Annotated in this window: 18 protein-coding genes; 7 read left to right on the forward strand and 11 right to left on the reverse strand. The window is 63.5% G+C overall.

The features are described 5' to 3' along the window. Positions 1-49 precede the first annotated feature (49 nt). On the reverse strand, positions 50-616 hold the full coding sequence (locus PCS43_RS25515; RefSeq protein WP_003945239.1) for a TetR/AcrR family transcriptional regulator: 567 nt from the start codon (positions 614-616) through the stop codon (positions 50-52). A 340-nt stretch (positions 617-956) separates the two neighbouring features. On the opposite strand from PCS43_RS25515, the gene PCS43_RS25520 reads away from it, so the two are divergent. Both PCS43_RS25520 and PCS43_RS25525 read left to right on the forward strand, forming a co-directional pair. Next, entirely contained in the window at positions 957-1,412 is a 456-nt protein-coding gene (locus PCS43_RS25520) for a nitroreductase family deazaflavin-dependent oxidoreductase (RefSeq protein WP_007726357.1), read from the forward strand. A 59-nt stretch (positions 1,413-1,471) separates the two neighbouring features. Beyond that, positions 1,472-2,191, forward strand: a complete 720-nt coding sequence (locus PCS43_RS25525; RefSeq protein ID WP_074447084.1) for an NADPH-dependent F420 reductase — start codon at positions 1,472-1,474, stop codon at positions 2,189-2,191. A gap of 49 nt (positions 2,192-2,240) precedes the next feature. Here PCS43_RS25525 and PCS43_RS25530 read toward each other — a convergent pair whose 3' ends face one another. Both PCS43_RS25530 and glpX read right to left on the reverse strand, forming a co-directional pair. Beyond that, positions 2,241-3,644 (reverse strand): class II fumarate hydratase, encoded by a 1,404-nt coding sequence (locus PCS43_RS25530; RefSeq protein WP_007726353.1) that lies wholly within the window; start codon positions 3,642-3,644, stop codon positions 2,241-2,243. A gap of 101 nt (positions 3,645-3,745) precedes the next feature. Next, positions 3,746-4,780 carry a class II fructose-bisphosphatase gene (gene glpX, locus PCS43_RS25535; RefSeq protein ID WP_003945202.1) on the reverse strand — a complete coding sequence of 345 codons (1,035 nt, stop codon included), beginning with the start codon at positions 4,778-4,780 and terminating at the stop codon, positions 3,746-3,748. Between the two features lie 180 nt (positions 4,781-4,960). Between glpX and PCS43_RS25540 the strand changes: the two genes are divergently transcribed. After that, positions 4,961-5,530, forward strand: coding sequence for a DUF4245 domain-containing protein (locus PCS43_RS25540; RefSeq protein ID WP_003945206.1), 570 nt, complete (start codon positions 4,961-4,963; stop codon positions 5,528-5,530). Between the two features lie 21 nt (positions 5,531-5,551). Here PCS43_RS25540 and PCS43_RS25545 read toward each other — a convergent pair whose 3' ends face one another. From PCS43_RS25545 to PCS43_RS25555, 3 genes are read right to left on the reverse strand one after another with little or no spacing between them, the layout of a single operon-like run. Next, positions 5,552-5,770, reverse strand: coding sequence for an exodeoxyribonuclease VII small subunit (locus PCS43_RS25545; RefSeq protein ID WP_003945276.1), 219 nt, complete (start codon positions 5,768-5,770; stop codon positions 5,552-5,554). Continuing rightward, complete coding sequence (gene xseA, locus PCS43_RS25550) at positions 5,767-7,032, reverse strand: exodeoxyribonuclease VII large subunit (protein ID WP_003945258.1); 1,266 nt, start codon at positions 7,030-7,032, stop codon at positions 5,767-5,769. The genes PCS43_RS25545 and xseA overlap by 4 nt, the downstream gene beginning before the upstream one ends. Continuing rightward, a complete protein-coding gene (locus tag PCS43_RS25555; protein WP_030536251.1) occupies positions 7,029-7,628 on the reverse strand; it encodes a lipid droplet-associated protein in 600 nt (199 codons plus the stop codon). The genes xseA and PCS43_RS25555 overlap by 4 nt, the downstream gene beginning before the upstream one ends. 153 nt (positions 7,629-7,781) lie before the next feature. Here PCS43_RS25555 and PCS43_RS25560 point away from each other — a divergent pair, with 153 nt between their 5' ends. Further along, on the forward strand, positions 7,782-8,795 hold the full coding sequence (locus tag PCS43_RS25560) for a 4-hydroxy-3-methylbut-2-enyl diphosphate reductase (RefSeq protein WP_003945273.1): 1,014 nt from the start codon (positions 7,782-7,784) through the stop codon (positions 8,793-8,795). Between the two features lie 70 nt (positions 8,796-8,865). Here PCS43_RS25560 and PCS43_RS25565 read toward each other — a convergent pair whose 3' ends face one another. Continuing rightward, positions 8,866-9,822 carry a DUF6542 domain-containing protein gene (locus tag PCS43_RS25565; RefSeq protein WP_042448843.1) on the reverse strand — a complete coding sequence of 319 codons (957 nt, stop codon included), beginning with the start codon at positions 9,820-9,822 and terminating at the stop codon, positions 8,866-8,868. 217 nt (positions 9,823-10,039) lie between these two features. On the opposite strand from PCS43_RS25565, the gene PCS43_RS25570 reads away from it, so the two are divergent. Next, entirely contained in the window at positions 10,040-11,215 is a 1,176-nt protein-coding gene (locus tag PCS43_RS25570) for an exonuclease SbcCD subunit D (RefSeq protein WP_054826655.1), read from the forward strand. Beyond that, on the forward strand, positions 11,212-14,190 hold the full coding sequence (locus PCS43_RS25575) for an AAA family ATPase (RefSeq protein WP_058226020.1): 2,979 nt from the start codon (positions 11,212-11,214) through the stop codon (positions 14,188-14,190). The genes PCS43_RS25570 and PCS43_RS25575 overlap by 4 nt, the downstream gene beginning before the upstream one ends. Here the strand turns inward: PCS43_RS25575 and PCS43_RS25580 are convergent, their stop codons facing one another. After that, on the reverse strand, positions 14,191-15,384 hold the full coding sequence (locus PCS43_RS25580; RefSeq protein ID WP_065455435.1) for an AI-2E family transporter: 1,194 nt from the start codon (positions 15,382-15,384) through the stop codon (positions 14,191-14,193). Between the two features lie 152 nt (positions 15,385-15,536). On the opposite strand from PCS43_RS25580, the gene PCS43_RS25585 reads away from it, so the two are divergent. After that, a complete protein-coding gene (locus tag PCS43_RS25585; RefSeq protein WP_003945253.1) occupies positions 15,537-15,941 on the forward strand; it encodes a hypothetical protein in 405 nt (134 codons plus the stop codon). 6 nt (positions 15,942-15,947) lie between these two features. Here the strand turns inward: PCS43_RS25585 and PCS43_RS25590 are convergent, their stop codons facing one another. The 3 genes from PCS43_RS25590 to PCS43_RS25600 form a co-directional block, all read right to left on the reverse strand. Continuing rightward, complete coding sequence (locus PCS43_RS25590) at positions 15,948-16,157, reverse strand: YbdD/YjiX family protein (protein ID WP_003945213.1); 210 nt, start codon at positions 16,155-16,157, stop codon at positions 15,948-15,950. A 2-nt stretch (positions 16,158-16,159) separates the two neighbouring features. Beyond that, positions 16,160-18,442: a carbon starvation CstA family protein gene (locus PCS43_RS25595; protein ID WP_007726338.1), complete on the reverse strand. Its 2,283-nt coding sequence runs from the start codon at positions 18,440-18,442 to the stop codon at positions 16,160-16,162. 112 nt (positions 18,443-18,554) lie between these two features. Further along, entirely contained in the window at positions 18,555-20,132 is a 1,578-nt protein-coding gene (locus PCS43_RS25600; RefSeq protein WP_037132028.1) for an FMN-binding glutamate synthase family protein, read from the reverse strand. Positions 20,133-20,146: the final 14 nt, after the last annotated feature.

Below are 20,146 nucleotides of genomic sequence, written 5' to 3' on the forward strand. Positions count from 1 at the left end.
TCTCTGCTCCTGCGCGGACGGCAGCAGCGGTTGGAAGAAAGAGGGTTGGTCAGCTCGGGGCCGAGACCAGAGCCTTGAGGTGAGCGCCGATGCGATCGAGAGGCGCCGTGGTGTGCTGAGCTTTTGCCATCAGCGTCGCGCCTTCGATTGACGCGATCACGACGGTTGCCCACTGTGCTGCAGTCTCGGACGGCTGTCCCTGCTGCCAGAAGAACGATGTGAGAAGCGATTCCCACGAGGTGAAGGATTCGCCCGCAGCAGTTAATGCCGCCGGCGTCGACGCGCCCTCCACTGCCGCGGCTGCGACCGGACAGGAGGAGGTGAAATCGCTCTCTACCAAGCTGTTTCGAAATATCGTGACAACCGCGTCGATGATCTCCGGTGGGGAAGACTGAGCGATCATCGAACTGATGGCGGCACTGACGCCCCGGCCGAAGTAGGCAACTGCTTCGCCGGCCAGCTGTCCTTTGCCCTCGGGAAAGTAGTGGTACACCGACCCGCGGGGAGCTCCCGAGCGTTCGACGATCTCGGTGAGCGAGGTCGTCGCGATCCCGTGTTCACGGAAGGCATTGATGGCGCCGACCAGCATCAGAGTGCGGGAATCGGAGTCGGCCATCCCGCCATCGTATGCAATCGCAGTGCTGTTCGAATCATCTGGTGCCGCTGATTCTCTTGGTACTCCCCACTTGCGACGCGCTGCGGCGATCGGACAACGCGTCTGCGGGCCGGTCATGGCAACGAGGCGTCTCGAGGTGTGTTCATCACTGCCTCCCAGTATGTCGATCGGTATAGGAACGAATCTGAGACTAGATGTAACCGACAGACACAGTCAAGTGTTGTGTGCAGGTGGTGGGTATCGACGGAGATTCTTGGTGGCAAAACTCCCCGAACAGTGGTTATATCGTGCGGTATAGAGCTGTTGTTTCGAGCACCAGCTTCGGAGGAGAGGAAACGACATGCCGGTACCGACGTCAGTTGCACGAAAACGAAGAATCGAAGTCGCAGTCGGGAAGTATTTCGCCAATCCGCTGGTCACCGGATTGAATCGGATCGGTTTGATGCCGTCGTTGATGACCGAGATCGAGACGGTTGGACGCCGAACCGGTCTGACCCGCCGAGTGCCCGTTGCGATCACCTACGACGGTGACGAGGCGTGGGTCATTGCGCAGCATGGCACCGGCACGGGGTGGGGTGCCAATATCTCTGCGACGCCGAAGGTTCGGATCCGTCGCCGCGGCGAGTGGGTGGACGGACAGGCCCAGATCATGCCGGACGACGACGTGCCGGCACGGGTGAAGACATTTGCGTCGGGGAAGATCAGATCGGCGCTGACGGCCTCTGCCTTTCGCGGATTGCAGACCGACCCGGTCAGTGTTCGCATCAGACTTGAACTCGATCCGTCAACCGATTGAATCAACGGGAGTTGAAATGGCCGGTGCGGAATGACCCGGTGCGTTCTCGTCGTTGACGAATGCAGCGGTGGCGCGATCGCCACTCCACACGACGAAGGAGCAGGATCATGCGCATCGGAATCATCGGAGCCGGTCAGATCGGTGGCACGCTCACACGTAGGCTCGCTGCGCTCGGTCACGACGTGCGCGTCTCGAACTCGCGGACACCGGACACCCTTGCAGAACTGGAAGCGGAGACGGGCGCGAAGGCAGTCCGCAGCACCGAGGCCGCCGAGGGTGCCGAGCTGGTCATCGTGAGCATTCCGCAGAAGAACGTGGTCGATCTACCGGCGGGGATCCTCAGCGGTGCGGTCGCCGGTGCCCCCGTCATCGAGACCAACAACTACTACCCGCAACAGCGTGACGGTCTGATCTCGGCCATCGAGGACGGACAGACCGAAAGCGGATGGGTGCAGGAACACCTGGGTGTACCGGTATTCAAGGCGTTCAACGGAATCTGGTGGAAGCATCTCCTCGAGAAGGGCCTTCCCGAAGGTGCAGAGGGGCGCATTGCGCTACCCATCGCCGGCGACGACGACGCGAACAAGCAGGTCGTCTTCGATCTGATCAATCAGTTGGGCTTCGATCCCGTCGATGCGGGAACGATCGACGATTCCTGGCGTCAGCAGCCGGGAACTCCCGTGTACGGCAAGGATTTCGATCGCGAAGCGACGCTGAAAGCATTGGCCGAGGCGAGTCCCGATCGCACCGACGAGTGGCGGGCAACCGCTGCGGTGTGAGTGCAAGGGTGGCGGTTTCCGAAGTGGAAACCGCCACTCTTTTGTTTGTTCAGTCCTTGACCTTCGCCATCGCCAGAACGTCGAGACGCTTGTCGAGTTCTTCCTCGCTCAGCTTGTCCGGGACGAGTCCGCGCTCGATGACGACCTGACGGATCGTCTTCTTCTCCTTGAGTGCCTGCTTCGCGACGGCTGCGGCTTCCTCGTAACCGATTGCCGAGTTGAGGGGCGTCACGATCGACGGCGACGATTCGGCGAGTGTCTTGAGGTGCTCCTCGTGCGCGACCAGTCCGCTGACGCACTTGTCGGCGAACAGTCGAGAGACGTTGGCCAGCAAGGTGAACGACTCCAGCAGGTTGCGGGCCATGACCGGGATGTAGACGTTGAGTTCGAAAGCTCCGGCGGCGCCACCCCACGCGATGGCGGCGTCGTTTCCGATCACCTGAGCCGCAACCTGAGTGGTTGCCTCGGGCAGGACCGGGTTCACCTTTCCGGGCATGATCGAGCTTCCCGGCTGCAGATCAGGGAGTGCGATCTCGCCGAGTCCGGTCAGCGGACCCGATCCCATCCACCGAATGTCGTTGGCAATCTTCGTCAGTGAGACGGCGATGGTCCGCAGCGCGCCCGATGCCTCGACCAGTCCGTCACGCGCGGCCTGCGCTTCGAAGCTGTTCTTCGCCGGAGTCAGCGCGTCGACGCCGGTCGACTTGACCAGTTCGGCAACAACTTTGGGGCCGAATCCATCCGGAGCATTGAGGCCGGTGCCGACTGCTGTTCCGCCGATCGGCAGCTCGCCGAGGCGGGGGAGTGTTGCGTTGACGCGCTCGATGCCGGCCTCGATCTGACGTGCGTAGCCGCCGAACTCCTGACCGAGCGTGACCGGCACAGCGTCCATCAGATGGGTGCGTCCGGATTTGACGACGGTCTTCCACTCGGTCGCCTTCGTGGCAAGCGCAGCATGCAGATGTTCCAGTGCCGGAACAAGATCGGTGACCGCTGCTTCGGCGGCTGCGACATGCGTGGCGGTGGGGAAGGTGTCGTTGGAGGACTGCGACATGTTGACGTGATCATTGGGATGTACGTCCACACCGGCGGCCTTCGCGATGGATGCGATGACCTCGTTGGCGTTCATGTTCGAACTGGTTCCCGAGCCGGTCTGGAAGACGTCGATGGGGAACTGATCGTCGTGCTTGCCTTCGGCGATCTCGTTCGCGGCGGCTATGATTGCGTCGGCCTTGTCCGCGTCGAGGAGTCCGAGGTCCTTGTTGACCTGCGCACACGCTGCTTTCAGCAGGCCCATTGCGCGGATCTGGGTGCGCTCGAGCGGGCGCCCGCTGATCGGGAAGTTCTCGACTGCACGCTGGGTCTGTGCTCGCCACAGTGCGTCGATGGGCACCCGAACTTCGCCCATGGTGTCGTGTTCGATTCGGAACTGTTGATCGTTGCTCTCCGTCATGGCTCCACATTGCCACTTTTCGAGAGCGGGTAGGGGACTACGTCCCCCGTGAGCGGTTGAGGAGTGCAGGGACTCCCTAACCACTCACGGGGCGGAGCCCATCAGAACGTCGGGGGAACCGCGCCCTCTTCGCCGTCGAAGTCGACGGAGCTGTACTCGCGCAGCTTCTCGAGACGGTGGTACGCGTCGATCATGCGAACGGTGCCGGACTTGCTACGCATCACGATGGACTGCGTGCTGGCGCCACCGCCGTAGTAGCGGACGCCGCGCAGGAGGTCACCGTCGGTGACGCCGGTGGCGCAGAAGAAGACGTTCTCGCCCGAGACGAGATCTTCGGTGGACAGGATCCGATCGAGATCGTGACCGGCGTCGATGGCCTTCTGACGCTCTTCGTCGTCGGTGGGGGCCAGCTTGCCCTGCAACGATCCACCCATGCAGCGCATGGCTGCTGCGGCGATGATGCCCTCTGGCGTTCCGCCGATGCCCACGAGCATGTCGGTGCCGGACTCCGGACGCGCTGCGGCGATCGCGCCGGCAACGTCACCATCGGAGATCAGACGGATACGAGCGCCGGTGTCGCGAACGTCCTGGATCAGCTGGTTGTGACGCGGGCGGTCCAGGATGCAGATCGTGATGTCGGAGACCGACGCCTTCTTGACCTTGGCTACGCGCTTGATGTTCTCGGCGATCGGTGCGCTGATGTCGATGACATCTGCGGCATCCGGCCCGACAGCGATCTTCTCCATGTAGAACACGGCCGACGGATCGAACATCGCGCCGCGCTCGGCAACAGCCAGAACAGAGATTGCGTTGGGCATGCCCTTGGACATCAAGGTGGTGCCGTCGACCGGGTCGACGGCGAAGTCACAGTCGGGGCCGTCGCCGTTTCCGACCTCTTCGCCGTTGAACAGCATCGGCGCTTCGTCCTTCTCGCCTTCACCGATGACGACGATGCCGCGCATCGAGACTGACGAGACGAGCTGACGCATGGCGTCGACGGCTGCTCCGTCGCCGCCTTCCTTGTCGCCGCGGCCTACCCAGCGGCCGGCAGCCATAGCACCGGCTTCGGTGACTCGGACCAATTCGAGTGCGAGGTTACGGTCCGGGGTCTCACGATGAGTGCTGCTGGCCGTCATGTGCGGTGCCTCCTGGCGCGGTCGCGGTCGACGGGGTGTGTCGACGCAGTGGTTTCTTCAGGCGTCATTGTCCCAGATGGGAGCGGCTACGTGCGCTGTCGGGTCGCCGCAGAGACGTTTTGTCTCGCTCGAGGGGGACCGGGAATCGTATCTACTGCGGAGTACCTGGATACTGGGGGTGTGGCATCGAAGAAACCCCGCATTCTCGAAGACAACAAAGACATGGTCTGGTCTCTCGTACCGTTGGTGCTGTTCTGCATCATCATTGCGGGCATCGCCAGCCAGTGCACGTTCAGTCCTGGCGGCCCGACGCAGGGGCCTATCCCGAGCGTCGACGTGGACGCAGCTCTGAACTACGACGCGAAGGAACTCGGATTTCCCATTCGTAATCCCGGTGTTCCGGACGGGTGGACTCCGAACTCCGGCAGTCGCAAGATCATCTCCGGCGACGGCGGCGGAGATTCGAGCACTGTGGGATTCATCACGACCAGTGGTCGCTACATCCAGCTGACACAGAGCAACGCCGAGGAATTCCCGTTGGTGTCACATGTTGCCGGTGGACAGCGATTCGCGACCGGAGTCGAGACCGTCGGTGCCGATACGTGGAACGTCTTCGGCGGCGAAGGTGTCGAGTCGATCTGGGTCACCGACGTCGGGGATGTTCGCCTGTTGCTCACGGGCGCGGCGACGCCGGAAGAGTTCCGGATTCTTGCCGAGAAGGTCGGCGCAGCGCAGCCGATCACGCCATAGGATTTGCGGTCGGAGCGGACGTTACTCGTCCGCTTCGGCCAGAGCCTTTTCGACGCGGGCCCTCGCGCCGGCCAAGTGCTCTTCACAGCGCTTGGCCAACGCTTCGCCTCGCTCCCACAGTGAGAGTGACGCGTCGAGGTCCAGACCGCCCTGTTCGAGAATCTTCACGACGCTCACCAATTCGTCGCGGGCTGCTTCGTAGCCGAGCTCGTTGATGTCGGTGTCGGTGGCGTTGCTCATTTTTCTCTTCCCATCACTGCGGCGCGAACGGCGCCGTCTGCAAGTCGAACTCGAATCTGGGTACCGGGTGGCGCGTCCTCGACCGAGCGCAGAACCTCCGGATCGCCGTCGGCGACAACACGTTGTACGACTGCGTATCCGCGGGCCAGCGTCGCGGCGGGGCCCAGCGTGGTGAGCCGGGCGCGCAGATGCTCGATCGTTCGGGACTCGGAGTCGATCAACCGAGTCACATCGCGTCGCCCGGCGGCTTGGAGCCTTTCGACCTCCTCGGCGCGACGGTCCACCGCGAGCAGCGGTGATGCCATGACCGGTCGAGTGCGCAACTGTTCGATCAGATGAGACTCACGCTTGACCCAGCTGCGCAGTGCCGCAGCGCTGCGGTCACGCAGATCCGCAACCAGGGCAGCTTCCGCAACCGCGTCGGGTACGACGCGCTTGGCAGCGTCCGTGGGTGTGGCTGCGCGCAGGTCGGCGACGTGGTCACTGAGCGGGCTGTCCGGCTCGTGTCCGATGGCACTGACGATCGGCGTCGTGCAGGCCACGATGGCGCGGCACAGCGCTTCGTCGGAAAACGGCAGGAGATCCTCGACGCTACCGCCGCCGCGAGCGAGGATGATGACGTCGACTACCGGGTTGGCGTCGAGTTCCTTCAGCGCTTCGATGATCTGGGGAACAGCAGTCGGACCCTGAACCGCGGTGTTACGCACTGCGATGGCAACTGCTGGCCAACGACGATGGGCGACTGAGACGACATCCTTCTCGGCCGCACTGGCTCGGCCCGTGATCAGGCCGATCGTGCCGGGCAGAAACGGAAGCGGCCGTTTGAGCCGCGGATCGAACAAGCCCTCGGCGGCGAGCAAGGCGCGCAGTCTCTCGATGCGGGCAAGCAGCTCACCGATACCCACGGCGCGAATCTCGGTGACACGCAACGACACCGTTCCGCGTCCGGTGTAGAACGAGAGCTTGCCGAACATCACGACTCGCGAGCCCTCGGTCAACGGCACCGGGGAGTTGTGCAACAACTGCGGTGAGCACGTGATCGACAGCGACATGTCTGCCGACGGATCACGCAGGACGAGAAAGGCCGTTCGGGTGCCGGGGCGTGCATTGATCTGGGTGATCTGACCTTCGACCCAGATACTGCCGAGCCGATCGATCCAGCCGGCGACCTTGGCGGAAACCGTGCGGACCGGCCACGGCTGCTCAGCGCTACTGGCGCCGGACGATCGCTGCGATGAAGCGGGGGGCGTTGCGGAAGTCACTTTGCCTTGGCTGTGGTGATGCGGTTAGTGAGCATGGTCTGGAACGGTGCGCGAGCGAGCGTCGCATTCTCGTAGTCCAGGACTGCGGTCAGCTCGTCGATGCTGAGCGTCCGGATGCGCGCACGGAGCTGTGCGAGTGTGAGGTTGGGGTAGTCGAGTTCGGTGACGATCTCGGGCTCTTCGGCAGGTCCGTCCGTCGTAGCTGCCGTGGATTCGGACTCGGCGACGGGTGCGGGTTCCTCGATGGGGGCAGTCGGCTCGAGCGAGTAGAGCGCGAAGCGACCGGCGTTGGTCGGGGTGTCAGCGGTGGTCGATCCGGTGGAAGGCGTCGGGTCAGCAGGCGCATCGACGTCTTCGTCGAAGACCGCCCACTCGGGCTGTTCGTCCTCGGAAGACCAGTTGATCAGTGCAAATGCCTGATCGCCCTTGATCGCCAGCGAGGTGATCGACTGCTGCACGCGCATGCTTGTCTGCAGCATCTGGCTCACGGCGGTCATCGGCAGGGCGACGGCGGTGGTGGGCAACTTCTTTGCCTCTTCCATCGCGGTGACGGCGAGTCCCGCGGCAACGCGCGCCACGAACGGTGGTCGGATCATTCCCACAGCTTGCCGCAAAGCTCCGACAATCGGTAGCCGACTTGCCTGTGACGGCCGTACTCGTTTACTTCGGAACCTTCGATCGGAGCCCGAAACCGAGGTGTTCACGTTTGCCGGAGTGTCTCACGTTCGAGGTGCCAGTAGGCTGGTCACATGTCTTCGGCTGTTCCTCTCAATCTCGGTATCGCGCACTCGGCTGATTCGCCGTCCACCCGCAAGGGCAGCGCCAAGCGCGTGCTCCTCGCCGAGCCTCGCGGCTACTGCGCCGGCGTCGACCGCGCGGTCGAGACCGTGGAGAAGGCCCTCGAGAAGCACGGCGCACCCATCTACGTGCGTAAGGAGATCGTCCACAATCGCCACGTCGTCGAGACGCTCGAAGATCAGGGCGTGATCTTCGTCGACGAAACCGACGAGGTTCCCGAGGGATCGTTGCTCGTGTTCTCGGCGCACGGTGTGTCGCCGGCCGTCCACGACTCGGCTGCCGAGCGGAACCTGCGAACGATCGACGCGACGTGCCCCCTGGTCACGAAGGTGCACCAGGAAGCGAAGCGATTCGCCCGCGACGATTACGACATTCTGCTCATCGGCCACGAAGGCCACGAGGAGGTCGAGGGCACCGCAGGTGAGGCTCCCGATCACGTCACCATCGTCGACGGCCCGGATTCGGTCGACGCGGTCACGGTTCGTGACGAGTCGAAGGTCATCTGGCTTTCCCAGACCACACTGAGCGTCGACGAGACGATGCAGACCGTCGCGCGCCTGCGTGAGCGCTTCCCCAATCTGCAGGACCCGCCGTCCGACGACATCTGCTACGCCACGCAGAACCGTCAGGTCGCGGTCAAGGCGATGGCTCCCGAGTGCGATCTCGTGATCGTGGTGGGTTCGCGGAACTCGTCCAACTCGGTTCGCCTGGTCGAGGTCGCGCTCGGGGCGGGCGCTGCCGCGTCGTACCTGGTCGACTACGCCCGTGAGGTCGATCTCGCGTGGCTCGAGGGTGTCCAGACAGTCGGCATCACGTCAGGCGCATCGGTACCCGAGGTGCTCGTGCGCGGCGTGATCGAACTTCTTGCCGAGCACGGATACAACGACGTTCAACCCGTCACCACTGCCAACGAGACTCTGGTGTTCGCCCTTCCCCGTGAATTGCGAGCAGCGCGCACGTCCTGAATCAAGAAAATGCGGGGCACCTTCCATCTGGAAGGTGCCCCGCATTTTTTGTGCTACCGGGCGCGTCTGTTCAGGGCTCTTCGCGATCGCGGTACCGAACTCGCGGCGGCGGATACGCGGGAAGATCGACTCCGGGTGGGCGGCGGCGAGGGGGCAGCGGCGGCGATACGTCGTCACCCGAAGCGAAGAAGGGCTCCATCCGCTCCTCACGTCTGGGCGACGGAGTGGGCTCGGGCGCCCGGCGGCGACCGTACGACGGGTAGTCGTCGTCTGCCACGGGCCGACTGTCGGGCTGGGGGCGACGCGTAGGCGGTTGGTGCGTGCGATCGACCCTGGGTGGCTGAGGGCTTCTCCGAGGCGGCAGCGGACGCTCGTCCTGGATCGGCTCGCGCCTGGGGGTGCTTCGGTAGGCGGGCTGCTCGTCCACCTCGGGGGCGCGGCGACGCGGGGGCCCGGGGACGGGCGCGTCCGAGACTCTGCGTCGACGCCCGGTCTCGGGTGCGGGTTGTTCTCGCGTGGCAGCCGCAGAGGAGTCACGAGTGGTGGCCGCCGAGCGGCGGGAGCGGGTCGAGCGCGCGGGCCCGGTGGGGCGCTGATTGAGCAGGAAGTACCGGAAGCCACCGATGATCAGCACGACCACGGTTGCGGCCAACATGATCGGAAAGCGGTTGACCAACGGGTACGCGATGTTGATCGCGATATCGCGCAGCGCGGTGCTGTTGTCCTTGCCGATGAGCGTGTGCCCGATCGGCACCGCAGCGAAGAGCAGCAACGGCGGTTGGGCCATCGCGGTGAAGAGGGCCTTGTTCGAAGCGGCAACCACAGCGAAGAGACAGCCCAGGAAGTAGAACGTCGAGAACACCGCGGTGAGCTCTCCGCCGCCTCCGGTGGCATCGATCAGTACGCCGACGGCGGTCACACCGGCAGCAAGCAGGATCACTCCCCACCAGGGCAGGCCGGGGACGGTCACGATGAGCGATCGCTTGTCCAGCGGTACCCCGGAGCGAGCACGTTGGGTTGCAGACACATAACGACATTAGCGGTTCTTGCGTTGTCGGCCGTGTTTGTGCGGGTCGTGGCTGGCGCATTTATCGACGCGATGGCGCGATGGTTTCGGGTTCTTCGTCAAACGAACCGGACGGATTGTGTGCAGGGTCACCGGACGCTCGTGGGTTGGGGCACACCGACGAAGCCGTCAGCGTGGGAGATCGGCGGTGTCGGTGGGCTGCTCTACCGTCGGATTCATGAAGATTCTGCACACCTCCGATTGGCATATAGGTCGCACCTTTCACGGCGTCGATCTGTTGGCCGATCAGGCGAGTGTGCTCGGTTCCATCGCAGATTCCGTCCGTGAACACGGCGTCGACGTCGTGGTCGTGCCGGGCGACATCTACGACCGCTCGATTCCCAGTTCCGACGCGGTCACCGTGTGCAATCGAGGCTTCGAGGCAATCCGGGCGGCGGGGGCGGTCATCGTCGCGACGTCCGGCAATCACGATTCCGCGGTGCGGCTCGGAGCCGGGGCATCCTTTGCCGCTGCCGGCGGCTTGCACTTGATCACTCGCGTCGGCCAGATCGGTACTCCGGTGATGCTGAGCGATCAGTTCGGGCCCGTCGCCTTTTACGGGATTCCGTACCTCGAGCCGGAGATCACGCGCGTCGAGTTGGACGTGCCCCGGGCTCGTACTCATTCCGACATCCTCGGAGCGGCCATGTCGCGTGTTCGGCGAGATCTCGCCGAACGAACGGCTGCCGACCCCGCGACTCGATCGGTATTGCTCGCCCATGCCTTCGTCGTGGGCGGTGAGGCCTCTGAATCGGAACGCTCCATCTCGGTCGGCGGAGTGGAGACCGTCGCAGTGGGCGAGTTCGACGGCGTCGACTACGTCGCCCTCGGACACCTGCATTCTCCGCAGATGCTCTCGGAGAGTGTGCGGTACTCGGGTTCACCGTTGCCGTATTCGTTCGGTGAACGCAGCCACCGTAAGGCGGCGCTGCTGATAGAACTCGACGCAGCCGGCCTGTCGTCGGTGCAGCGCCTGGATCTCCCGGTCATTCGGGGGCTGAGCCAGGTGACGGGAACTCTCGAGGAACTACTCGGTGAGTCGAAGTACACCGATTCCGAGCAGTGCTACCTCTCCGCATTGCTCACTGATCCGGTTCGTCCCGTCGATGCCATGAGGCAACTTCAGGCGCGTTTTCCCTTTGCCGTTCATCTCGAATGGCAAAGGCCGGAAGGGCAATCGGATCTCAAGTACCGTGACGCGGTACGGGGTCGATCCGACATGGAGATCGCCCGCGGCTTTGTCTCGGCAGTGCGTAGTGACCCGTCCGAGCGTGAGGTCACGCTGATGGCCGAAGCGCTCAGCGCTGCCGCGCGCGCCGAGGAGTCCACGGTAGAACTGAGTGAAACCGCGTGAGGCTGCACAAACTCGAAGTCAGCTCTTTCGGGCCCTTCGCCGACACGGTCGAAGTCGACTTCGACCGTTTGGGTGCAGACGGGCTGTTCCTTCTGCACGGCGACACCGGTGCAGGCAAGACCACGATCCTCGACGCGGTTGCGTTTGCCCTGTACGGGCGGGTGCCGGGTGCGCGCAACGAGGGCAAGCGATTGTTGTCCGATCACGCGCCCGCCGGTTCGGTGCCGCGCGTGGAACTCGAAGCGACCATCAGTGGTCGCAGAATCAAACTTGTTCGTAGTCCAGAGTATTCGCGTCCGAAGAAGCGCGGGACCGGTTCGATCACAGAGAATGCAAAGGCCACACTGACGTGGCTGGACGGCCGCGGCGAGAATCTTTCGCGCATCCCTGACATCGGTGACGAGATCAACCGCCTCATGGGCATGAGCGCTGATCAGTTCTTCCAGGTGGTGCTCTTGCCGCAGGGTGAGTTCGCCAAATTCCTGCGTGCCGAGAGTGACGAGCGAGGCAAACTGCTCGAGCGTCTGTTCGACACCAAGCGTTTTGTCTCCGTCGAGGCATGGTTCGACGCCAAGCGAAAGGCAAGTGCGACCGCGCTCGCGGCAAGGGAGCAATCCGTGCGGCTGCTGCTCGCGAAGGTCGAGACAGCTGCGGGACTCGAGGTAGGCGCCGAGGCACACCCACTGGAATGGTCGCGCAAACTCCTCGCCGAGGCTCAGGACACCCGCGATACAAGTCTTGCGGAGCTGGTGACCGCGAAAGATGCAGCAGCCGAGGCTAATCGGGTGCTCACCGTTGCGCAGCGAACCGCAGATCTGGTCGCTCGCCGTAATCGTGCGACCGCTGAACTCGCAGCATTCAATACGGGCGCCGCCCAAAGAGCTGTGATCGGCGCTGAACTCGAGACAGCCAAGCGCGCACTGCCGGTGGCCGCTGTCGCCGGCGATGTGGACGCTGCCGGCTTGCACCTCGCTGCCGCAGTCGAATCGATGACCGCAGCGATGTCGACCTACTCCGCAACGGGCGGTCCGGAGATTTTCGTGCCGGAGGTGTGGCCACCCACCGACGACGAGCGTCAACGCGTCGTAGCTCGGATCCGGACCTGGCGTGACGAGATCGTTCGCCTGGACGCAATGGCGGAGGATGCCCGCAGAGCCGATGCGGCAGAAGCCGAGATCGAGAAACTCGGAGTTCGGCGAGACGCTCTGTCCGAGCGCATCGATGCCATCGCGGTTGAACGCACTCAACTGCCAGAAATGGTGCGCTCGGCCGGCCAACGACTGGAGGATGCGCAACGCGCGCACGCGGCTCTGCCCGGCCTCGAAGCTGCACTGGCCAAAGCATCGGATGCTGCGGCAGCGGCTCATGAATTCGTCTCTCTGCGTGCGCAAGCCGAGAAGATTCGTGTGCAGGTGTTGGATGCGCGCGACGCCCATCAGAGTGCTCGCGGGCGCTGGCTCGACCTCGTGCAGAAGCGTATCGAGGGCATGGCTGCGGAGTTGGCGAGTTCACTCGCGCCCGGTGACCCATGCCAGGTGTGTGGTTCGCGTGAACACCCTGCGCCGGCGCAGTCTGATGTCGTGACGGTCACCGAGCCCGATCTGGAAGTCGCGTCCGCAGCCGAGCGTGCGGCCGAGAAAGCCCTGAGCAAGGTAGTCGACCGCCAGGTAACCGTCGACCGTGACATCGACCGGGTGATCGCCCGCGGCGGGGACGGCGACGTCGCAGAACTCGACAGGCTCCGCGCCGCGGCTCGGAACGCCGTTGACGAGGCGACCCACTCTGCCGGTCAGGTTGGAGGGTTGGCCGACAAGCTCGGGCATCTCAACGAGCGTGACGGCGAGCTGCAACAGGAATCCGCTTCTCTGACGGCCGAATTGGCGGCACTGACCGAGCGTACGACGACTCTGTCGGCCACGGTCGAGCAGATTCGAGCGGCGATCGTCGCTGCGGTGGGAGAAGATTCGACCATCGCTGCTCAGCGCTCGCGGTTCGAAAGGCTTGCCTCCGCTGCCTCGGCGGCGTCTGAGATGCGTGACGACGCCGTTCGTGCGCAGGCGCGATCGGCGGAACTGTCGACCAAACTGGCCGCTGCGGCGGCCGCTGCTGGATTCGATTCGGTCGAGGCTGCGATCGAAGGGGTGAGATCGCCGGCCCGAATCGCAGCGATCGAAACGGAACTCGCCAAAGCACGCGACCTCGAGGTGGCCGCTCGGACGGTCCTCGACGACCCCGAGGTCGTTGCGGTGAGCGAAGTCGAGACAGTCGACGTCGACGGTCCTCGCGAGCGTGCTCTTCAGTGCGCCGAGGTGGTGAACTCGGCTGTTGCAGCTGCTTCCCTGGCCGAGAACCGTGTGTCGGATCTCGAACGGTTCAGCGGACAACTCGAGAAGGCATACGAAGCGGTTGCACCTGAGCGTGAACTGCACGACGAACTCGCGGCGCTTGCCGACGTGATCGCCGGCAAAGGTCAGAACAGTCGCAAGATGTCGCTGCGAGCGTATGTGCTCGCGTCGCGGTTGGAAGAGATCGCCGTGTCGGCATCGGTTCGGCTGCAGCGGATGTCCGGGGGCAGATACGAGTTCGTGCACAGTGACGAGGCAGGTTCTCGGGGTCGCCGCGGCGGTCTGGGGCTCGACATCCGGGACGACTTCACGGGTGTCGTTCGCTCGGCGAAGACGCTCTCGGGCGGTGAATCATTCTTGGCGTCATTGTCTTTGGCCCTCGGACTTGCCGATGTGGTTGCGGCGGAGTCCGGCGGAATCGTTCTCGACACGATGTTCATCGACGAAGGATTCGGCACTCTCGACGCCGACACCCTCGACTCGGTGATGGCTGTGTTGGACGAGCTTCGCGACGGTGGACGAGTGGTGGGCATCGTCAGTCACGTGGACGAGATGAGGCAGCGAATCCCGAGTCGCCTGCACGTCATTCGCGGACGTGCAGGCTCCTCGGTGAAGGTGATCGCGGGCTGATCAGGCCTTTTTGTTCTCTACCTCTGACTCGGCGTCGTCGTCTTGATCCTCGAGGATGTCCGACGCATCGCCGGCGGGCATCGGCTCGTTGTCGCTTGCGCGTTCGTCGATCTGCTCGCCGATGTACCGGATGACAACTGCTGCCACAGCGGCGACGGGCACTGCGAGGAACGCGCCGACGATGCCGTACAGCGAGCTACCGGCGGCCACGGCAAGCAGCACGATGACGGCGTGGAGTTTCATCGACTTGCTCTGCAGCACAGGCTGAAGGACGTTTCCTTCGATCTGCTGAACGGCCAGGATGATGATCAACACGATGATGGCGGTGGTGAGACCGTTGGCCACCAGCGCAACCAACACGGCCAGGGCGCCGGCGACAAAGGCACCGACGATCGGGATGAAGCCACCGATGAACGTGAGAATTGCCAGCACCGGTGCCAGCGGGACCCCGAGTATCAGCAGTCCGGCGCCGATGAAGACCGCGTCGATCAGACTCACCAGTGCTTGTGTCCTGATGAATCCGCCGAGCGTGTCCCACATGCGGGTGAGGACCTCTTCGAGATGCCGACCGGCACGGCCGCCGCCGACAGCGTGGAGCCAGGGGATGAACCTCGGTCCGTCCTTGATGAAGAAGAAAGCGAGAATCAGGACCAAACCGAGCGTGACCAACAACGAGCTCGCTGTGCTCACGCCGCTGAAAACGCCTGAAGCGATGGCGGTTCCACTTTCCTGCACCTTGGTGATGACGGCATGGACGGCGTTGTCGATCTGGTCGTCCTTCAGGTTCAGCGGCGGACCCTGGAGCCAGTCCTGAACCTGGTTGATGCCCTCGGTGGTCTTGTTCGCGAGCTCGGGGGCCTGGCTGACCACTGACGGAACGATACCGGCGATCACACCGGCCAGGATTCCGATCGAGAGCACCAGGGTGATGCCGGCTGCCGCGGCCGGTGGCATCCCGCGCTTGATCATGCCGCGGGTCGGCGGCCACATGACTGTCGCAACAACGATAGCCAGAGCCACCGGCAGGATGATGACCCAGAGCTTTTCGATCAGCCAGCCGAAAATCCAGGCGCCCAGCGAAATCGACGCCAACACCAACGACCATTTTGCGAGCCACATACCCCCTTGCCCGATGATCTCGCCGCGGTCGCGCTTGCGCACCACTGCGGACGTCCCCTTGTCTTGCTCGCTCACTGATCGTCCTTTCCGTCGGCGCAGGGATCTCCTCGCCGATGTGCGAATCCGGTGATCTAGCTGAGCTGATCGTAACGACTGCATGCGATAACTCGTGTGTTGCGCTGCAATACTGTGTTTTGAAGCATGCTGATCGGACTAACATTTCCGTCATGAGAATCGCAGCAGCAGTCGGGGCAGCAGCAATCGTCGTTCTCGGGCTCACCGCGTGTAGCACCGAGGATCAGGACAACGCGCAGAACAAGATCAGCGAGGCAGTCACGAGCGGGCAACAGGCGCTCGAGACGGCGAAACAGTCAGCGGGCAACGCCATCGATCAGGGCAAGACGGCGCTGTTCGTCGCCACGTTCCGTGGGGCTTACGCACCGTTGGCGGAGAACCGCGACGACGCAGACATCGAGGAGATCTTGACGACCACGTGTACCGAGGTCGCCAACGGCACGGACGAGGCGGAGGTCAAGACCAAGATCACCGACCTGGCCGAGAACAACGGCAACAAGCCCACCGACGAGCAGGCCGGCCACATTTACGAACTCGCGAAGGCCACCTGCCCCTGACCGGATTCAGCAGCAGCGGGCGCCTGGGTTGGCGTCGGCTGCTGCGTGTCGGCGGCGCCAGAACTCTCGTTCGCTGATCACCGGTGAGTCGGCGTGGTGGCGTCGGGTGTGCTCGACGTAGCGCTGATAGTCGAGATCACCCATCACCGAGCGAACCCACCACAGCGTTCCGCGGAACGCTGTGGTGAGTTTTGCCGTCATGGTCGCCGTCGTCATGGTCAGTGCCCACCTCCGTGTGCGGCGCCGGGCGCCCGGACTTTCCCGGCTTTGATCAGCTCGTCCCATTCTTTCTGGATTTCCTTCTCCGCGGGCGTCGGAATGAAGCTGGCGGGTCCGAAGATTTTCGACGGTTCTTCCGGGGACTCGGTGGTCGGCAGCCCGCCCGCTCGGATTGCCTTGGCACATACGATGATCCCGGCGATGACCACGACGATCACCAGTGACGCGAAGATGATCGACAACGTGCCCTGGATGAAGGTGTTGCGAATGACGGCATCGATGGCTTCCGGAGTCTTCGCGGAACCGTGCGCCGTCTCGCCGGCAGCCTTCGCGTCCTTGAACACGTTGTGCTGAGCCCAGTACCCGATCGCGGGGTTGTCGGAGAAGATCTTCTGGTACGACGCGGTCATGGTTACGACCAGGTCCCACACCAGCGGCACGCCGGGAATCCAGGCCCATTTGAACAGGCCCTTCTTCATGACGATCGTCATGACCACCGTCAGTGCGATCGCGGCGAGTAGCTGGTTGGCGATGCCGAAGAGCGGGAAGAGTGTGTTGATTCCGCCCAGCGGATCGGTGACACCCATGAGCAGAATCGCGCCCCAGGCAGCGACGACGATCAGCGAGCACAGCCACGCGCCGATGCGCCACGACGGGTCCTTGAACTTCTTCGCCGGACCGCCGAAGTTGCCGAGCGAGTCGGAGAGCATGAATCGAGCGACGCGGGTGCCGGCATCGATCGTGGTGAGGATGAAGAGCGCCTCGAACATGATCGCGAAGTGGTACCAGAACGATTTCAGCGAGTCGCCGCCGAAGACGTCGCTGAGCACTTCGGACATTCCGAACGCGAGCGTCGGGGCGCCGCCGGTTCGCGAGATGATCGATTCTTCGCCGACGGCCTCGGCTGCCTGAGTCAGCACGTCCGGTGTGATGGGGGCAGTGCCGAGGGGCAGATTGTTGACGTATTCGGCTGCGGTTTCCGGTGTTCCACCGGTCAGTGCCGCGGGAGCGTTGAGTGCGAAGTACAGGTGCTGATCGAGGATGCAGGCGGTGACCAGAGCCATGATCGCGACAAACGATTCGGTCAGCATGCCGCCGTACCCGATCATCTTGGTCTGGCTTTCCTTCTCGAGCAGCTTTGGCGTCGTACCTGACGCGATCAGTGCGTGGAAGCCCGAGAGCGCGCCACAGGCAATGGTGATGAACAGGAACGGGAACAGTGAACCGGCAAAGGCCGGGCCTTCGCCGTTGGAGGCGAACGGCGTCACTGCCGGCATGTTCAGCGCGGGTCGTGCGACCAGAATTCCGATGGCCAGCAGCGCGATGGTGCCGACCTTCATGAACGTCGACAAGTAGTCGCGCGGTGCCAGGAGCAGCCAGACCGGCAGCACCGATGCGGCGAATCCGTACGCGATCATCAGCCACGCGATGGTGACCTTCGAGAGTGTGAACCAGTCTGCGCCCCAACCGGTATCGGCAACCCAACCACCGGAGACGATGGCAAGGAGAAGCAGGACGACGCCGATCAAGGAGACCTCGGAAACCTTGCCCGGCCGCAGATACCGCAGGTACACGCCCATGAACAGCGCGATGGGGATGGTCATCGCGATCGAGAACACTCCCCACGGGGACTCGGCGAGCGCATTGACGACCACAAGTCCGAGCACCGCGATGAGGATGATCATGATGACGAACACGCCGATCAGTGCGGCGACGCCGCCGACAAGGCCGAGTTCTTCGCGGGCCATCTGACCGAGGCTGCGCCCGCGGCGCTTCGACGAGATCCACAGGACCATGAAGTCCTGCACCGCCCCGGCGAACACGACGCCGACGATGATCCAGATCGTTCCCGGAAGATATCCCATCTGCGCGGCCAACACGGGTCCGACCAGGGGGCCGGCACCGGCAATTGCCGCGAAGTGGTGACCGAACAGCACCCGACGGTCGGTCGGCATGTAGTCGGCGCCGTTCTCCATGATCTCGGCGGGAGTGGCGACGTCGTCGCGAGGCTTGACGATTTTGCGTTCGATCAACCGCGCATAGAAGCGGTAGGCGATCAGATAGGTACAGATTGCGGCCAACACGAACCACACAGCGCTGATGTGTTCACCGCGGACGATCGCAATCATGTACCAGGCGCCCGCGCCGACCAGTCCGAGAACAAGGAAGACGACGCGCGCAGTCGTGGAGATGGGTGTTTTGTCGATGACGCCGACAGGTGGCAGGTCAGGATCGGTTTTCAGGTACTCGACATTTGGTTCCGGCGCAGTCGTCAAGCTCATCGTCGAACTCCGTCCACTAGTGCACGTGTGGCCGCCGTCACAGCGGGCCATCTGTCACTGTAGGACCAGGAGGGTGAATCCGCGCGATCTGAAACGCGGGAGTCGACCGACGTCAGAATCGGTGAGCGTCGGCGTCGATCCAATCGGTGAGCCAGCTCTGCGGCGGGGAGTCGAGCAGTTCGCCCGGCATCAGCCAGTCGAACAGGTCGGCATAGGTGCGAGTGGTGAGACCGTCGACGCGGCGGTTGAGCATTCCCGGTTGCAGTTGGTCGAAGGAATCGATGCCCATCGACGCGATCATCTGTTGCGCGCTGGCGACGGTTGCCTTCTGGAATCGGTAGACGCGCTCGCTCTTGTCGGGGATGTCGAGTGCGCGGGTGCGTGCCGGATCCTGAGTGGCAACGCCGACCGGGCAGCGGTTGGTGTGGCACATCTGGGCCTGAATGCAGCCCACTGCGAACATCATTGCGCGGGCCGCCATCGTGAAGTCTGCGCCCTGGATGATGCGTTTGACGATGTCGGAACCGCTCGCCACCTTTCCGGAAGCGCCGACTTTCACGAGAGGGCGCAAACCAGTTCCCACCAGAGCGTTGTGCACCAGCATCAGGCCCTCGGTCAACGGCATGCCCATGTGGTCCTCGAACTCCACCGGACCTGCGCCGGTGCCGCCTTCGGAACCGTCCACGATGATGAAGTCGGGCGTGATGCCGCGTTCGATCATCGCCTTGCAGATTCCGAGGAATTCACGACGCGAGCCGACGCACAGTTTCATCCCGACCGGCTTGCCTCCCGACAGTTTTCGCAGGGTCGCGATGAAATCGACCAGTTCGACCGGGGTGCTGAACGCGGTGTGCGCGGGTGGCGAAATCACAGTCTGGCCGACGGGTACCCCGCGGGTTTCGGCGATTTCGGGGGAGACCTTGACTCCGGGAAGCACGCCACCCAACCCGGGTTTCGCACCTTGCGAGAGCTTGATCGAAATGGCCTTCACCTGGTCGGAGCCTGCGCGCTCGGCAAAACGGTCAGGATCGAATCGGCCGTCCTCGGTCCGGCATCCGAAGTATCCCGAAGCGATTTCCCAGATCAGATCGCCGCCGTGTTTGCGGTGATACGGACTGATCGCGCCTTCACCGGTGTCGTGAGCGAAACCGCCTTTGGCTGCGCCGGCGTTGAGGGCCTCGATTGCGTTGGCGGACAACGACCCGAAGCTCATCGCGGAGACGTTCAAGAGAGCGATGTCGTACGGCTTCGTGCAATCGCGTCCGCCGAGGCGAACTCGCGGAACGGTGTCGGGGGCGGTCCGTGCGCGAATCGAATGCGTCATGAACTCGTAGCCGATCGCATTGACGTCGCGCTCGGTCCCGAAGGGCTCTTCCGCCAGTGTTCCCTTTGCCCGCTCGTAAACCAGATCTCGCGTTTCGCGATCGAATGGCATTCCATCGGTGGATGATTCGACGAAGTACTGCTGGATCTCCGGTCGAATCTTCTCGAGGAGGAATCGCGCGTGCCCCAGGACCGGATAGTTACGGAGGATGCTATGGGACTTCTGAGTGAGGTCGTAGGTGCCCATCGCCGCCAGCGCGAGAGTGACGACAGCGATCACCCACCATCCGGGCGAGGCGACAATTGCGAGCGCGGCGGTGCCGAGACCCACTATCCATATCAAGAGCACGATCAGCATCCGAGTCACCTCGAGAGCGTAGG

It is taken from the genome of Rhodococcus sp. C-2 (genome assembly GCF_027854095.1).
GTDB lineage: Bacteria > Actinomycetota > Actinomycetes > Mycobacteriales > Mycobacteriaceae > Rhodococcus_F > Rhodococcus_F qingshengii.

What these genes read in the sequence shown, in the direction of transcription:
- PCS43_RS25515 (WP_003945239.1), bottom strand. Translation starts at nt 616, where the DNA reads ATGGCCGACTCCGATTCCCGCACTCTGATGCTGGTCGGCGCCATCAAT.
- PCS43_RS25520 (WP_007726357.1), top strand. Translation starts at nt 957, where the DNA reads ATGCCGGTACCGACGTCAGTTGCACGAAAACGAAGAATCGAAGTCGCA.
- PCS43_RS25525 (WP_074447084.1), top strand. Translation starts at nt 1,472, where the DNA reads ATGCAGCGGTGGCGCGATCGCCACTCCACACGACGAAGGAGCAGGATC.
- PCS43_RS25530 (WP_007726353.1), bottom strand. Translation starts at nt 3,644, where the DNA reads ATGACGGAGAGCAACGATCAACAGTTCCGAATCGAACACGACACCATG.
- glpX (WP_003945202.1), bottom strand. Translation starts at nt 4,780, where the DNA reads ATGACGGCCAGCAGCACTCATCGTGAGACCCCGGACCGTAACCTCGCA.
- PCS43_RS25545 (WP_003945276.1), bottom strand. Translation starts at nt 5,770, where the DNA reads ATGAGCAACGCCACCGACACCGACATCAACGAGCTCGGCTACGAAGCA.
- PCS43_RS25555 (WP_030536251.1), bottom strand. Translation starts at nt 7,628, where the DNA reads ATGATCCGACCACCGTTCGTGGCGCGCGTTGCCGCGGGACTCGCCGTC.
- PCS43_RS25560 (WP_003945273.1), top strand. Translation starts at nt 7,782, where the DNA reads ATGTCTTCGGCTGTTCCTCTCAATCTCGGTATCGCGCACTCGGCTGAT.
- PCS43_RS25570 (WP_054826655.1), top strand. Translation starts at nt 10,040, where the DNA reads ATGAAGATTCTGCACACCTCCGATTGGCATATAGGTCGCACCTTTCAC.
- PCS43_RS25585 (WP_003945253.1), top strand. Translation starts at nt 15,537, where the DNA reads ATGAGAATCGCAGCAGCAGTCGGGGCAGCAGCAATCGTCGTTCTCGGG.
- PCS43_RS25590 (WP_003945213.1), bottom strand. Translation starts at nt 16,157, where the DNA reads ATGACGACGGCGACCATGACGGCAAAACTCACCACAGCGTTCCGCGGA.
- PCS43_RS25595 (WP_007726338.1), bottom strand. Translation starts at nt 18,442, where the DNA reads ATGAGCTTGACGACTGCGCCGGAACCAAATGTCGAGTACCTGAAAACC.